A 14,697-nucleotide genomic window follows, 5' to 3' on the forward strand; every position below is an offset into this window, starting at 1 on the left:
ATTTGTCTTAATAAGTGTTGACAATCCAATGTACTAGTCTTTAAAATACCGAAAAAACAGCCGAATTTCCCCATTTTGAACTGTTAACTATTAGTTTATAGTTACTTTTAATTCATTTACAGATGTAATTGAATGTGATATACCATACTTATATCTCTAACAAATATTAAAATTTCTTTGACTATGTATCAAATACGGGGCATGAGAAAAAATAAGGATAAAATGCTAAGCAGCTCAGTGTTACTTAGCATTTTTCAAATTTCTGAGTACATACCAGTTTTTTAAAGGTTTACTTTTTCTTACTATCTAATAAAGTATAACTAGTTGACTTATTTATTAGTTATCACTTAGTTAATATTCACTATTCTCCAAATACTTTTTTATAGTCTTGTTTGAATTTCTCTATACCGATTTCTGTTAGTGGGTGAGCAATCATCTGTTTTATCACTTTATATGGTACTGTGGCAATATCACAACCAAGTTTTGCACATTCAACTACATGAATCGGGTTACGAACACTAGCCGCAATAATTTCTGTATCTAAGTCATTATTGGCGAATATTTCTACAATTTCCTCAATTAACAATAAACCGTTGTGTGAAATGTCATCTAAACGTCCTAAAAACGGACTAACATAAGTCGCTCCCGCTCGTGCGGCTAATAATGCTTGATTAGCACTGAAAATAAGAGTTACATTCGTTTTTATACCTTCTGATTTTAATATCTTTACAGCACGTAGTCCATCTTCTGTCATCGGAATTTTTACAACCATATTCGGATGAATTTTAGCAATTTCTCGTGCTTCTTTTACCATATCTTCCCAATGTTCAGTTGTTGCTTTTACTTCTCCACTAATTGGACCGTCTACTATTTCTGTAATTTCTTTAATAACGTCTTCAAAGTTTCTTCCCTCTTTTGCGATTAATGATGGATTGGTAGTTACTCCACAAATTACACCTAAATCATTTGCCAGACGAATATCATCTACGTTAGCAGTATCTATAAAAAATTTCATTATTTTATCTCCTTTCATGTACTACTTATATATCTTATCATACGTTGAAAGCTATTTCAAATCTTATTATTGTGCATAATATTTTTATTACTCCCCCTTAACAATACTATAAAATTATTATATTATTTTTTATACAAGTAGATTTATCTTTCAAAAATCAAACTAAATTTTAACTTTATTAATATACTATAACGCCTAATAATGAAACATCTATTTCTATACTAGAGATACTATAAACTTATATAATTCATAATTTATATGTTGATACTCTCAGCCTATTCCCATTAAACAGCCGATTACATTTGTCTTTTATTTCAATATATGATAGAATAAGTCTATATTTAGGAGGAGCATTATGCAGAAGTTTTTAGAAAAAGTACCATACTTGATTTTTTCTTTCTTTTTATTTATTATCTTACCATTGTGTTCATATTTTATATCAAATAAATCCGGGATGATTATTTTATTACTTATTTTTATATACCCTATTGTAAGTTTTTGTATATCGTTCCTATATGCGTATAGCAACCTTGATTTCAGCTATATCTTTTCAATTATAATTGGAATTTTCTATTTAATATCATGTACAATTATATTGAATTTTGATATTTTAATTTATGGTTTAGGATACATCTTCTTTAGCCTTTGCGGTCAAGGTGTGGGTTTTCTAATCGGACAACTTAGGAAAAAAACTAAAAAACCAAAAAAAACTAGAAGTTAAACAATGCGATGTATTGTTTTCTTCTAGTTTTTTATTTTAAAAATTACTGTAAACAAACTCCTTTACATTGGAAAAGTCCGTCATAAGACAATAAATAATTATTATCATAAGCACTGCGTAGAAAAATATCGTCCACAGTAAAAAGCTATATTTATCATTAATTTTTTTTTGCAAAATTGTATAAATCTCGTTCAAAGTCTATCCACCCTCTCCAACCTAAATGCATAGTATCATATAAAAAATATTTTTCGTACTCTTTATCACTATAATCAAACATTTCAATATTATTTTCTTTAGCAATTCTTTTTATGTTATCATAAGCAACTTTTCGACGCTCTTTAGTAATTCCTGTATAATCATTCCATTTACCATTTGACGGAAAAAGTGCAAAACGCAATTCAATACCTAAATCCTTTGCAATGGAGATAAATATATCTAAGTCTTTATACTCCGGTGAATCGTCATATACTGTATTTTTTGAAATATTTTTTAAACTTTCATACTTATTACGAATATATTTATTATAATAACTATTTTCTATGGTGTATTCATTGTTACTTGTTTGTTTTTTCGCTTCGGTTGTAAAATGTTCTTTAAGCTCTTCCCAATTATAATTAGGTGTCATAGTTCCATTTAATGAATAATTTTCAATGTTGTTATTTTTATAAAACTTGTATTTTGTTTTAAATTCGGTAATATAATTATCTAATTCTAAAAATTTTTTAGTAATACCACTGCCTTTATTTTCTATAAAATATCTTTTGTAACTTTCAAATTTTTTAGCCATTTCCTTATTATTTGAGGCTAACTCTATGACACGGTTAATAAACTTTTCTTTTGTTTTTTTCGTTATTTTTGGATTATTCATAGTATTAAAAACATGTTCTTCAGAAATTCTGGAAACAAAAGCATCTTTCTGAATACCGTTTTTATTATCAAACCACTGAATAGATTCAATCATAACAACTTTATTGTTAGGTATAGCATTCCCTATTGAGCCCAGTGTCGCCGCATGAATAATATTTTGTGAATTTCCTACACCTATCTGCATTATATTAAAATCGTTATAATTAAAAATATTTTTTGGATGATACTTTTCATTAATCGTTGCCGTTAATTCTGATGAACCTAATAAAACGGCAGTGTTTTTTGTTATATTTTTTGTTAATATATCGTAACTTTTATATTTTTCCGCTGAAATATTATAACGAACTCTATTATCCTCCACTTTATAATAATTTTCTATTTTTTTTACATAAGTACATTTTAGTATTGTCAAGGATAGTACGACTAATACACCAGCTAAAATAAATGCTTTTAATTTCGCCATATAACTATACTCTATTTTTTAAATAACTAATAACCTTATTCGGCGTATCAATTTCTTCATATGTTACTTCTGTCGGAGCTATCACTATACCAAAATTTTCCTCAATATGTGCCAACATTTCTACAAAAGCTAATGAATCCATCAAACCTTCTTCTTTCATATTAACATCTAAATCTTCTTTCACAATTTCATCTTCACAGATTTCTTCTAACATATCTAATATTTCTTCTCTCATTATTCTACTCCTATACTTTTAGTATCGCACGTATTACTTTCTCTGCTTCTCCTGAGAAAATAAATAAACCGATTGCAATTAAATTTAATGTAATGAACCAACTTACTATCTTGTACCATTTTTTGTTTCTATTTTTCTTATAAAATTTTGCTTTTTTCTGATAATATTCAAAACATGACATTAGTATTCCATGATAAATACCATATGTAATATAACTAAATGTCAATCCATGCCATAATCCCATTAAAGTCATATTAATCATATATGCATACACTGCTGTATTAAGACGAGTTTTAAAAATTTTTTTCTTAGTAGCTGAAATAAATATTCTAGAAAATACAAAATCCCTAAGCCATATTGATAATGTGATGTGCCACCTATTCCAAAAATCTTTTATATCTATACTTAAAAAGGGTTTATTGAAATTTAACGGTGTTTTTACACCAAGTATATTACTACTCCCTACAGCCATTAAACTGTATCCTGCAAAATCAAAAAAGAGATATAATGTATACAAGTACATATATTTTATCGAATAAAAAAATGTTCCATGATTTGCCAACATCACCAAATAATGATAACAATATGTCGATATTACAAGTTTGTACAAAAGACCAAGTATTAAACGATATATACCCTCCCCCGCCAACTCTAAATATTCTTTTTTTGATAAATTATTTTTTATATCTTCTTTAAAACGTCGACTTCTATCTATCGGTCCTGAACTAATTGTCGGAAAAAATAATAAGAAATTTAAATATTCTATAGGTAATATTTTTTCTTTTATCACCCCGTCGTATACCTCAACTATTATTTGAATTGTTTTAAACGACATATATGATATACCGATAAAAGCAAAAAGATGGATATTTATAAGTGTAAATATTTTATTAAACACCAACGGTGTTATTGAAATAAATATTAATAATTTCAATAATTTTTTATTATTTGTGTTACGTTGGGCAATAAATACTAACAAATATTCAAATATAATAAAAATTACCAGCCATCCCAACATTGACATGCTTTTGCCATAAATAACACCTGCAAACACAATTGATAATAACAATATATAATATTCTATATTTTTTCTAAATAATTTCAGTATAAAACCAACTAATAATGCTATGATAAGAAAAAAGAAAAATTCATTACCTTCAAAATAATTCATTTTACATCCCCTTTAATTTTTTCTTATCTATTTTCCCATTATTATTGAGCGGCATTTCATCTAAGAAAATTATTTTTTTAGGAATCATATAATCAGGAACCAATTTTTTTAATTCCAATTTTATTTTTTTTATAACTTCAAAGCGTTGTTCTATATTTTCATCATAGACTATATATGTAGTTAAACTATGAACTTTTTCATCTTTATAATTAGGTACTGTAACTGCTTGCCTTATTTTTCTATTTTTTAATAAGTTAGCATCAATATCCTCCAACTCTATTCTATGTCCATGTAACTTAACCTGAAAATCTATCCGCCCTTCACAAAAAAGCAAATCATCTTGAAAATAACCCATATCACCGGTGCGATAACTGCGATATACCGTATTATTAACTTTACCTGTTGAAAATTTTTCCTTCGTTATTTTTTTATTTTTAAAATATCCCTTAGCTACCGTATCGCCGATAATGACAATTTCTCCTTTACCGTTAGTATCCGGATTTACTATTTCTACCTGACTTCCTGATTTTATTATACCTACCGGTAAGTTAGTAGAATATTTTTTATTTATCTCTTCTGTTATTTCTATCCATGTAACCATAACCGTTGATTCTGTTGGTCCATAAGTATTAATAACCTGTGCATTGGGAAATTTCTTGTGAATTTTCTCTACAGTTGTACTGAAAAGTTTTTCTCCACAAAAAATAAATTGTTCTACCTTCGGAAGTAAATTATGATTAAACCTTTCATCTGTAAAACACATTTCAATAAACGATGGTGTTGAAATCCAAATATCAGCATGAGAATTAGACAGTTCTATAAACATATCTTTAAAATTTTTTTGATGCTTTTTATCTATTTGAATAAGAGTAGCACCTAAAAATAATGCAGGCCATAGTGACATAACCGATAAATCAAATGAAAACGGCGGATGACCTAAAAAAATAAGGTCTGTTTTTTCTTTATAATATCCTGTATACCACTTGAGAAAATTATTCAAATTATTGTAAGTAATACAAACACCCTTAGGTTTTCCCGTACTACCGGACGTAAAAATAATATAATATATATCTTCATCCTTAACATAATATTTAGGATTTACTCGATTTTCACCGGTAGCAATAATTTTTTCTGCATACTCTACACTTAAAGTTTCACATTCTAATTCTATGTTTTCTGTAATTAGAACTAATTTAGTATTAACAGTATCTACTATTTCTTCCACACGCTCTTTAGGAGTGTTAGTGTCAACAGGGCAAAAAGCTCTTCCTGATTTTACACACGCTAGAAAATACACTAACATAAACGGATGTTTATGACCATAGACAACTATAGGTGTCTTATCATCACCTAATCGCTCTTGTATATAATACGCAAATTTGTCTGAATATTCTAACAGTTGTTTATAAGTAAGACTAACATTTTTATAAATATTATTAATGTAAGCTGTCTTTAGGCTTTTTTCATATTCGTTTATTTTTTCTAAAAATTTATAGCTTTTCATAATAACTCTCTCTTAAAAAATAATTATTCTATTATATTACAAATTCTAACAAAGGTTATTAAAAATTAATTAAAAGGCGAGATGGAAATTATGATCTCAAAGAAATCTATTTTCAATCTCACCTTTCAAAATTTATTAAACTTTAAAAACTTTTATTTAATATAATTCAAAGTCAAAAAATCACTCGTATTGATTATTGTTTTTTATTCAACTACTTTATCGTTTATCTATTACCTTAACAACCGCATCTCCTAAAAATTGTAAAGCAAAAACTATAATTAAAATTAGTATTGTAGCTACAAATGTCAAAGTATTATTATTACGTTGAAAACCGTCAAGATAAGCAAGATTCCCTAACCCGCCGGCTCCAATAATTCCTGCCATTGCAGTCGAACCGACAAGAGCAATAGCTGTTACCGTTATACCTGAAACAATCGCAGGTAAACTTTCCGGTATAAGAACTTTTAAAATAATTGTTGAATTTTTTGCTCCCATTGCACGTGCCGCTTCAATAACACCCTTGTCTACTTCACGTAGACCAATTTCTACTAAACGTGCATAAAACGGTGATGCTGAAATAACTAACGCCGGTATCGCCGCTTGCACTCCTATAATACTACCGACTAAAATTTTAGTAAACGGTAATAATAGTACAATCAAAATAATAAAAGGAATTGCCCTAAAAATATTGACGATTGCCGTTATTACAGTATAAAATCCCCGTCCGAACGTACTTTTACTATTTGATGTAACATACAATAACAATCCCAAAAACAACCCTATTATAAAAACTAATATCAACGACTCAAAAGTCATTATCAACGTTTCAACTGTCTTCTCTTGTACTTTTTCCCAGTTAATTCGTGAAAAATCAAACATTATAACACCTCCGTTAAAATTCCTAATTCATTTAATTTTGTAATTGCTTTTTGGATATTTTCATCTGTTCCCGTTAATTGAACAAATAAAGTTCCAATATTTGCATCTGACGTCTTATCAAGATGTCCGTTAATAATCGTAAAATCAAAATCTATTTCTTTTACCAATGTACTTAAAATCGGTTTTTTCGAAGTGCTATTACTAAATGTAAATTTAATTATAACACCATCAGTAAATGTTTCTTTCCATTCTTTAATATTTTCTTGTTCCTCAGTTTGTGAAGCAAACGATGTTTGACTTAAGAATTTTTTCGTAACCTCTTGTTTCGGATGATAGAATACATCGGTAACTAAACCATTCTCCGCTATTCCTCCATTATCAATAACAGCCACTTTTGTACAGATTGTTTTTATAACATTCATTTCATGGGTGATAAGTACTACTGTAATATTAGTCTCAGCATGAATTTTTTTTATTAAATTAAGTACTTCCGCAGTTGTTTCCGGATCTAATGCACTTGTTGCCTCATCACATAAAAGAATTGTCGGGTTCCCCGCTAAAGCACGTGCAATACCGACACGTTGCTTTTGTCCTCCTGATAGTTGCGACGGGTAAGAATTTAATCTATCTTCTAAACCGACTAATTTAGCAAGTTCTCTTACTCTTGGTTTAATTTCAGATTTTGATTTTCCCAAAATTTCCAATGGAAAAGCAATATTCTCAGCAACCGTTCTACTCCACAGTAAGTTAAAATGTTGGAAAATCATTCCAATTTTTTGACGTTTTAAACGACGTTGCTCTTCATTAATTTTATTAAAATCTTCACCATCAATAATAACTTCGCCACTTGTTGCAACTTCCAAACCGTTTAACAATCTAACAAGCGTTGATTTCCCTGCACCCGAATAACCTATTATGCCGTATATATCACCTTTTTCCACTTTTAAATTAATATCTTTTAAGGCATGAACCTTATTGTTATAAATTTTGTTAACATTTTTTAACTCAATCATATATTTCTCCTTTCAAATTATAATAAATAAAAAAGACCCCCCTACTCTGCAAATGCAGAATAAGGGCGTCATCCGCGGTACCACCTTATTTTTTTACTTTCCCAGCTACCAACATAGCCTCTCCTATAACGTGGATACCCGAATAAAGTTCACATAACGTTTACTTCATTAACCACTCAAACCATTTTCCAAAATTTTATAATATGTCTTTTCAGCCACCGACACTCTCTATTAATTATAGACATCTTGTACTTATTTGAGTTTTGGTTTTTATTAAGATTACTCAAATTATATCACTATAAAAAATTATTGTCAAGATAAAAGAGTGAAATTTTCTGATAATTTAATATTATTTTCTTTCCAAAATTTTCTTTCTTAATTCTTTTTTGTTAATATCTACTTTATGTTTATATTCTAACCTTGTATCAGTATTAGATGAATAGTTATATAGAGTTTGTTTTTCTGACGTATAGTTATCCAATACTTCATAATCATCCAATACATACTCAAATGTATAAATTTTTTCTAAAGCAACCATTATGTTATCTAAATTTTTAGCCGTTATTATTGAAAGTTCTCTACTGTTGTACGCTTTATGAACATCCGAACCATGTATTCCTTTTTTTGTAATGCGAAGATACATAATATCACCTGTAATTTCTTTAAACTCACTAAGATTTACTAAATCACTGTTAGCTATTCCTCTTAATCTAAACTTACTTAGCTCTTTTCCGATTTTTGCTATTTCTCTATAAAAAACACCGAAAATATCATCACTTTTTTTATTAAGAAGCATTTCACACGCCAGAGCATAGGTTAAAACCTGTGAAACAAATCCCAATTCCAACATATCTAATTTAAAATTTGTTTCACTACTTTTATAATCTATAACCGAAATATTCTTATTTAAAACATCTATCCTATCTATTGTTCCGGTAAATTTCAAAGACGGAACATTATATGTTCTTTCTAATTGTTTAGTTATAACATTACCTGTTTCTAACTCCTTACAACTAATTTTATCTTCAGAAATAACTAACTCAAATTTTTTCTCTAAAAATTTCGGTTCATATTTTGTCAAAGCAACATACTTAATTTCTATTGCAACAGCTAGTACTAAACGTTTAATTAATATTTTTAAATTATAACTATATGTATTTAAAATCTTAATAAATTGTAGAGTTCCCAGTATATCTTTATTAGTAGAATTGTAAACTACACTCTCTATCTTCTCTTGAATATTAAATAATTCTATAGTTTCCGTATCTTCCAAATATTCTAAGTCTATTTTACTCGCCGATTTTTTTATAAAATTTATAATTTTTTCATCAGCTAACACCGCATGGAAAAATCTTCCTATTACTAAATTGTCAAGTTCTACTTTACTGTCTTCCTTAACTCCCAATATTCTTTTTATAAAAAATAAATACGGATTTTTTTCAAAATCAGAAATTTTGGAAATACTGAAATTTGAAAATTTATCTCCACGAATCTCTAAAAACTTATTAATATTTTCTTCTGATAACTTAAATTTGTAATCTTTTATAATCATAGGCAGATAATTTCTCACCGCATTATTATTATAAAAATATACTCTATCATTCAACTCTGAATAAACTTCTGTTTCTATCTTAGTTTCCTGTTCTCTCAAGCCAATATAGTTATTTATAAAAAACGTTATTAATTGTGATAATAGAAAAACTTCTTTTGTTTCGCTACCTTTCACCTCTTGGTAACGACGGTACATTTTTATGAATAAGTAATTAAACTCCTGCGCTGTGTAGATTTCATTTATATTCTCCAAATAATATTTATAATTATTAATATTAAACTCCAATATTTTATCCGTTTCTTTTTCTGAAATATTAACCAACATAGATTTTACTACATTTAGATAAGTAGAGGCAAAACTTTCTTTAAAACTCTTATCAATGCTACTGTAACTAATATATGTACATTCCTTTGCCCTTGTTAATGCTATATAAGCGACAAACTCTTCATCTATCAATGAAGCTTTTACAGTCGGGGATATATATAACTCTTTTGTAATAAAATATTCTTTATCATTATCATCTAATAAGCCACTTTTTTTAGATTTCGGAAGAACTTCTTTATTAAACCCAATAACAAAAACAACTTTTTTATTTTCAACCTTTGCAAGATCCATTGTTGACATTATTATTGAATTATTTATTTCGGGGATACTACGATATTTTATTTTTGATAAACCTATAGTTAATAAATCAACAAATTTATTATAGCTTAATACTTCGTTTTTAAAATTATTATTTATACTATCTAATAAAGTTAATGTTTTTTTGTAAACTTGACGATCAATACTATCTATTTTCAGATCTTCTATATTATCATACTCACCATCTTCTTTATCTAAAGTCATTTTAATATCACAATAACTAAATAACTGTTCTATTTGTTTTATATAAGCTGTTATTTTTTTATTTTTTCCATTAACTATAGCCCGTATTTTTTCTGTTAGTTCAGTTAAAACCTCTGCCAACACAAATAATTGTTCTGCATTAAAATCAAAAATAGGTTCCGCAAAATAATCTGTTTTTAAATCTTCAAGTTTTGTTATTAATTTTCTTGTTAAAATATTATCGATGTCATCAATAGAAATATCTCCGGTAATCGTACCGGTTAGCTTTTCTTTATCTAATAATTTCACCCTTTTATCAAACTCATTTTTACTTAACTTACTATCATTGAATAAAATAACTGATAACATTTTTTGCTTATAAATATTTTCAATATTTGTCAAACGTGTTTTTAATATTTTTATTATACTATCTTTAAAATTTTTAGGGTCAAAGTTTAAAGACAATGTTAAAAATTTTATTAATCGATGATGACTTACATCTTCATCTTTATCAAGGTGAATGACTAAACCATAATCATTAAAAATATTAGCATAGTTCTCATAAGCATTATCCCGATATAGAATTGCTATATCATTTTCTAAAATATTTTTACTTGATTTTAATTTCAAAATTTCTCTTGCTACTTGTTTTACTTCTAATTCCTTATTTTTAGCACGTATTATTTTTATACTGTCGTCCGATTCTTTTAAAGACTTAAATGCTTTATAATAATTATTAGCTAAGTATTCATTAGATACACCTTTAAAACGTCCGATATGAGTATTTATAATTTTAGACTTTATAACTGTATCCTCTTTTATTTTAAAATATAGTGTATCTATATTTTTATTTTTTACCATAGCAATGATATTAAAATCAATATTAGAATTTTTTCTAAGTATTTCATTCAAATTAGCGACTACCTCATGGGATTTTCTAAACATATCAAGTTTATATTTATTGTCACTATGAAGATTCGCCAAATAAAATTTATTGTATTTAAAATTTTCTATTTCATAACCTTCTGCCACCTGTTTCAAATTTACATTGAAATATCTGCTTGCATCTGCTATTACACTAAATACTACTCTTTTAGAAAGTTGAATTAGTTTTTCTATATAACTGTACTCTTGCAAAGAAAAATTGTAAAAAGCATCTATATAAAAAATATAATTACTTAAATCTAAATACTTTGAATAAAGTAAAAACTCATCTATGTAGTCTTCTTTATCCATTAAGAAAGATTTTTTTATCAATTTTGTGTATTCCAGATAAATTTCCAAAATCGCTTCAAGTTTATTTTTATGAGATTCTTCCAGATTTTTATTATTTTCTAAATAATCTTCCAATCTATTAATAGTTATTTTATACTGCTTTAATTCTCTTATAATATCTTGTACCACTTCTATAAAACTACTATCTTGCAAAATTCTTCTTACTAAAAAATTATCACTGTCTTTTAAATTTAAGGCCGCTTTATAAAAATAAAATGGTTTAATATCATCTCCTAAAGAATTTGAAGTGTCCATTCCTAATTTTTTATATAAATTTTTTGTTAAACTGGAAAAATTCATAACATCAATGTTAAAAGTACCGCCAAATTTCTCACATAATAATTTTTCAAAATTATAACTGTTTTGCTCCGGCGTTAAAACTATTATCTTGCTATTTTTTCTATTTTTATCTATATCATTAAGTATAAAATTAGTTTTCCCAAAACCGCTCGGTGAAATTAATAGATCTAACTGCATATCACACCTCCTATATCTTATTATAATTAAATAACAAGGTCGAGTAAATTATCATCTACCCAACCTTATTTTTATTTTAATCTAAAATTTCATTTTCTTTTCTATAGTCAGATACCAATCTTGCTAAATCGTCAAGTAAATCATCTAATTCAGCCCAATTTTTTACGGTTGCGCCGCTTGCCATAGGATGCCCCCCACCTGCATATTTTTCTGCAAGTGTATTTATAATAGGTCCTTTAGAACGTAATCTCACACGAACTTTATTACCTTCATCTATAGCAAAACACCAAGCATATAGTCCTTTTAGATTACGGATTAAATTTACGCCGGTTGATACTTCCCCCGGATCTACCTTATACTTATCCATATCCTCTTTAGTAATTTTTAAATATGCCACCCCATCGTGATAAACATTATAATTATCAAAGATAAACGCTCTAAAACGCATAATATTGTCATCAATAATTTCCATTTTATCCAACAACTTACTCATATTAAAATTATATTTAATAAGCTCTGAGGCAACCCTTAAAGTATCGGCACTTGTATTTGGGAATAAAAATCTTCCTGTATCTCCTACTATACCTAAATACAATAATTTTGCCGCTTCATCATTTAATACTATACCATATTTTTTATTTATATAAGTGTAGAAATTATAAATCAACTCACTACACGACGAAACTTCCGTGTCAACCAAATTTATATCAGCGTAATTATCCAACGGCGGATGATGATCTATTTTTATTAAAAAGTTATTTTTTGTAAATAATTTACCATCTACTCTTGGGAAATTTGCAGTATCTGTTATAATTACCAACGCATCTTTGTAATCTTCTTCCGTTACTTCTTTATTTTCAAATAAAAAACATAATGAGGGTGAGTCTTTTCCAACTGTTATTACTTCTTTTTCAGGAAAATTGACTTTAATTATTTGGTACATTGCTCCTTGTGAACCATAAGCATCCGGATCGGGTCTTTCATGACGATGAATAATAATCTTATCACTCTCTTTTATTTTAAGAAAGATTTCTTCATATAATGTTTCATAATTTTTATTCATTACAATTCTTCTTTCTACTAATTTCTTTGGAATACCTGACATGTTACCATTGCTTTAGCCACCAAGTCGGTTTTATCAAATACTTCGACATCAAACTTCGCAGTTTTTCTTCCTATACTCAAAATAGTAACCTTTGTAGTTATAGTTCTATCTAATGGAACTGATTTTAAAAAGTATAATGACGTATTTTGCATAAGCACTTCACTTCTGTTGTAATTATAGCTGGTTATATGAATTGATTCATCTATAATACTTAACAACGCTGAACCGGAAAAAGTACCGAATTGGTCTAACATTTGCGGTATTACTTTTACCTGCAAGCCGTCGGCACGTGGCACAATACCTTTTCTCATAATTTCATCAAATGTATCGTTATTATGCCCTTCTTGGAAACGATTATTAGTTAATAATGAGTTTATAACTATTTTTCGTGTTACAACACCTAAAAGAGTATTTTTGTTATCAATTACAGGCATTAATTCATACCCTTCAGAAAGCATTGTATTAGCTACTGAAGATATTGGTGTATCAAGCGTAGTTGTTTCTACTTTTCTCTCCATTACCTCCTTAATAAGAGAATCTTTCTCTTTTAAGAAAACATCACGTGCTGTAACTATACCGACTAATTTTCCGTATTCATTAACAACCGGATAACGAGTATGACCTACTTGTAATTGAAGTTCATACCAATCTTTTACGGTATCATTCAAATTAATGGTATATAATTTTTCAACTTTAATGTAAATACTTTCTACTGTAATAATATCACGTTTAATAATTTGGTCATTCGTAACACGGTTAATTAAATGCGTTACAGAAAAAGTATCATGCGGTGTAATTATAAGCGGTAGATTTTTTTTATCCGCCATTGCTTTTATATTCTCATTAGGAATATAACCGCCTGTCACTAAAATGGCACATCCTTTATCTAATGACATTTCTATGATTTTCGGACGATTTCCGATAATTAATAGCGTTCCTTGTCTAATATGCTGCCCTACTTGTTCGGAATCCATCGCCCCTATCGCAAAATCTTGAACAATTTCATGAACACCACCACGACCGGCAATTAATTGTCCACTTACAATATTTACTATTTCTGAATAAGATAATTTTTCTACATTATCACGTTCTTTTTTCTGAATACGAACAGTTCCAACTCTTTCGATAGATGATACAAACCCTCTATTTTCAGATTCTTTTATAGCCCTGTATGCAGTTCCTTCACTAACCTTTAATTCTTTTGCCACCTGTCTTACAGAAATTTTACTTCCTATAGGCAGACTTTTTATATATTCTAATATTTTTTGATGTTTTGATTTCAATCTAATAACTCCTTATTTTTTTTATTATAATACAATGTTAAAAATTTAATACATTTCCGCTTACTATCAATTATATACTTTTTATGTACTTATTTCAAGAAATTAAAAAGTGAAACAGAATATATTTTCTTCTGTTCCACTCTTGTAATATAAGTTAAATCGGTAAAATAAATTATTTAAAATTTCTACACAGTTAGTATTTCCATACATATACAGAAATATAAATTATTTTCTGAAAAAATGTGACTAATTTTACTAAAATTTATTTTCTATATTTTTGTATAACACTTTTAAATTCAGTTAAAGTATAAT

At 27.7% G+C, this 14,697-nt stretch carries 10 protein-coding genes; all 10 read right to left on the bottom strand.

The annotated features are described in order from the left end of the window. Positions 1 to 361 precede the first annotated feature (361 nt). A complete protein-coding gene (gene fsa / locus HMPREF1983_RS05730) occupies positions 362 to 1,015 on the bottom strand; it encodes a fructose-6-phosphate aldolase (RefSeq protein ID WP_040461154.1) in 654 nt (217 codons plus the stop codon). Positions 1,016 to 1,893: 878 nt separating this feature from the next. Then, positions 1,894 to 3,066, bottom strand: a complete 1,173-nt coding sequence (gene dltD, locus HMPREF1983_RS05740) for a D-alanyl-lipoteichoic acid biosynthesis protein DltD (RefSeq protein WP_021753355.1) — start codon at positions 3,064 to 3,066, stop codon at positions 1,894 to 1,896. Positions 3,067 to 3,070: 4 nt separating this feature from the next. Further along, positions 3,071 to 3,301 (bottom strand): D-alanine--poly(phosphoribitol) ligase subunit DltC, encoded by a 231-nt coding sequence (dltC, locus tag HMPREF1983_RS05745; RefSeq protein WP_021753356.1) that lies wholly within the window; start codon positions 3,299 to 3,301, stop codon positions 3,071 to 3,073. Positions 3,302 to 3,311: 10 nt separating this feature from the next. After that, positions 3,312 to 4,472, bottom strand: a complete 1,161-nt coding sequence (gene dltB, locus HMPREF1983_RS05750) for a D-alanyl-lipoteichoic acid biosynthesis protein DltB (protein ID WP_021753357.1) — start codon at positions 4,470 to 4,472, stop codon at positions 3,312 to 3,314. Between the two features lies 1 nt (position 4,473). After that, positions 4,474 to 5,976 (bottom strand): D-alanine--poly(phosphoribitol) ligase subunit DltA, encoded by a 1,503-nt coding sequence (dltA, locus tag HMPREF1983_RS05755; RefSeq protein WP_021753358.1) that lies wholly within the window; start codon positions 5,974 to 5,976, stop codon positions 4,474 to 4,476. Positions 5,977 to 6,192: 216 nt separating this feature from the next. Further along, positions 6,193 to 6,855, bottom strand: coding sequence for a methionine ABC transporter permease (locus HMPREF1983_RS05760; protein ID WP_021753359.1), 663 nt, complete (start codon positions 6,853 to 6,855; stop codon positions 6,193 to 6,195). Beyond that, a complete protein-coding gene (locus HMPREF1983_RS05765) occupies positions 6,855 to 7,868 on the bottom strand; it encodes a methionine ABC transporter ATP-binding protein (RefSeq protein WP_021753360.1) in 1,014 nt (337 codons plus the stop codon). Before HMPREF1983_RS05765 ends, HMPREF1983_RS05760 begins: the two co-directional genes overlap by 1 nt. Positions 7,869 to 8,217: 349 nt before the next feature. After that, on the bottom strand, positions 8,218 to 11,997 hold the full coding sequence (locus tag HMPREF1983_RS05770) for a PD-(D/E)XK nuclease family protein (protein WP_021753361.1): 3,780 nt from the start codon (positions 11,995 to 11,997) through the stop codon (positions 8,218 to 8,220). Positions 11,998 to 12,073: 76 nt separating this feature from the next. After that, the gene (locus HMPREF1983_RS05775; protein WP_040461159.1) at positions 12,074 to 13,060 is read right to left on the bottom strand and encodes a DHH family phosphoesterase; all 987 of its coding nucleotides are present in this window, start codon (positions 13,058 to 13,060) and stop codon (positions 12,074 to 12,076) included. Between the two features lie 17 nt (positions 13,061 to 13,077). Beyond that, complete coding sequence (locus tag HMPREF1983_RS05780) at positions 13,078 to 14,385, bottom strand: DRTGG domain-containing protein (RefSeq protein WP_021753363.1); 1,308 nt, start codon at positions 14,383 to 14,385, stop codon at positions 13,078 to 13,080. Between the last annotated feature and the right edge of the window lie 312 nt (positions 14,386 to 14,697).

This window comes from Gemella bergeri ATCC 700627 (assembly GCF_000469465.1).
GTDB lineage: Bacteria > Bacillota > Bacilli > Staphylococcales > Gemellaceae > Gemella > Gemella bergeri.

What these genes read in the sequence shown, in the direction of transcription:
- dltC (WP_021753356.1), bottom strand. Translation starts at nt 3,301, where the DNA reads ATGAGAGAAGAAATATTAGATATGTTAGAAGAAATCTGTGAAGATGAA.
- HMPREF1983_RS05775 (WP_040461159.1), bottom strand. Translation starts at nt 13,060, where the DNA reads ATGAATAAAAATTATGAAACATTATATGAAGAAATCTTTCTTAAAATA.
- dltD (WP_021753355.1), bottom strand. Translation starts at nt 3,066, where the DNA reads ATGGCGAAATTAAAAGCATTTATTTTAGCTGGTGTATTAGTCGTACTA.
- dltB (WP_021753357.1), bottom strand. Translation starts at nt 4,472, where the DNA reads ATGAATTATTTTGAAGGTAATGAATTTTTCTTTTTTCTTATCATAGCA.
- HMPREF1983_RS05765 (WP_021753360.1), bottom strand. Translation starts at nt 7,868, where the DNA reads ATGATTGAGTTAAAAAATGTTAACAAAATTTATAACAATAAGGTTCAT.
- HMPREF1983_RS05770 (WP_021753361.1), bottom strand. Translation starts at nt 11,997, where the DNA reads ATGCAGTTAGATCTATTAATTTCACCGAGCGGTTTTGGGAAAACTAAT.
- HMPREF1983_RS05760 (WP_021753359.1), bottom strand. Translation starts at nt 6,855, where the DNA reads ATGTTTGATTTTTCACGAATTAACTGGGAAAAAGTACAAGAGAAGACA.
- fsa (WP_040461154.1), bottom strand. Translation starts at nt 1,015, where the DNA reads ATGAAATTTTTTATAGATACTGCTAACGTAGATGATATTCGTCTGGCA.
- dltA (WP_021753358.1), bottom strand. Translation starts at nt 5,976, where the DNA reads ATGAAAAGCTATAAATTTTTAGAAAAAATAAACGAATATGAAAAAAGC.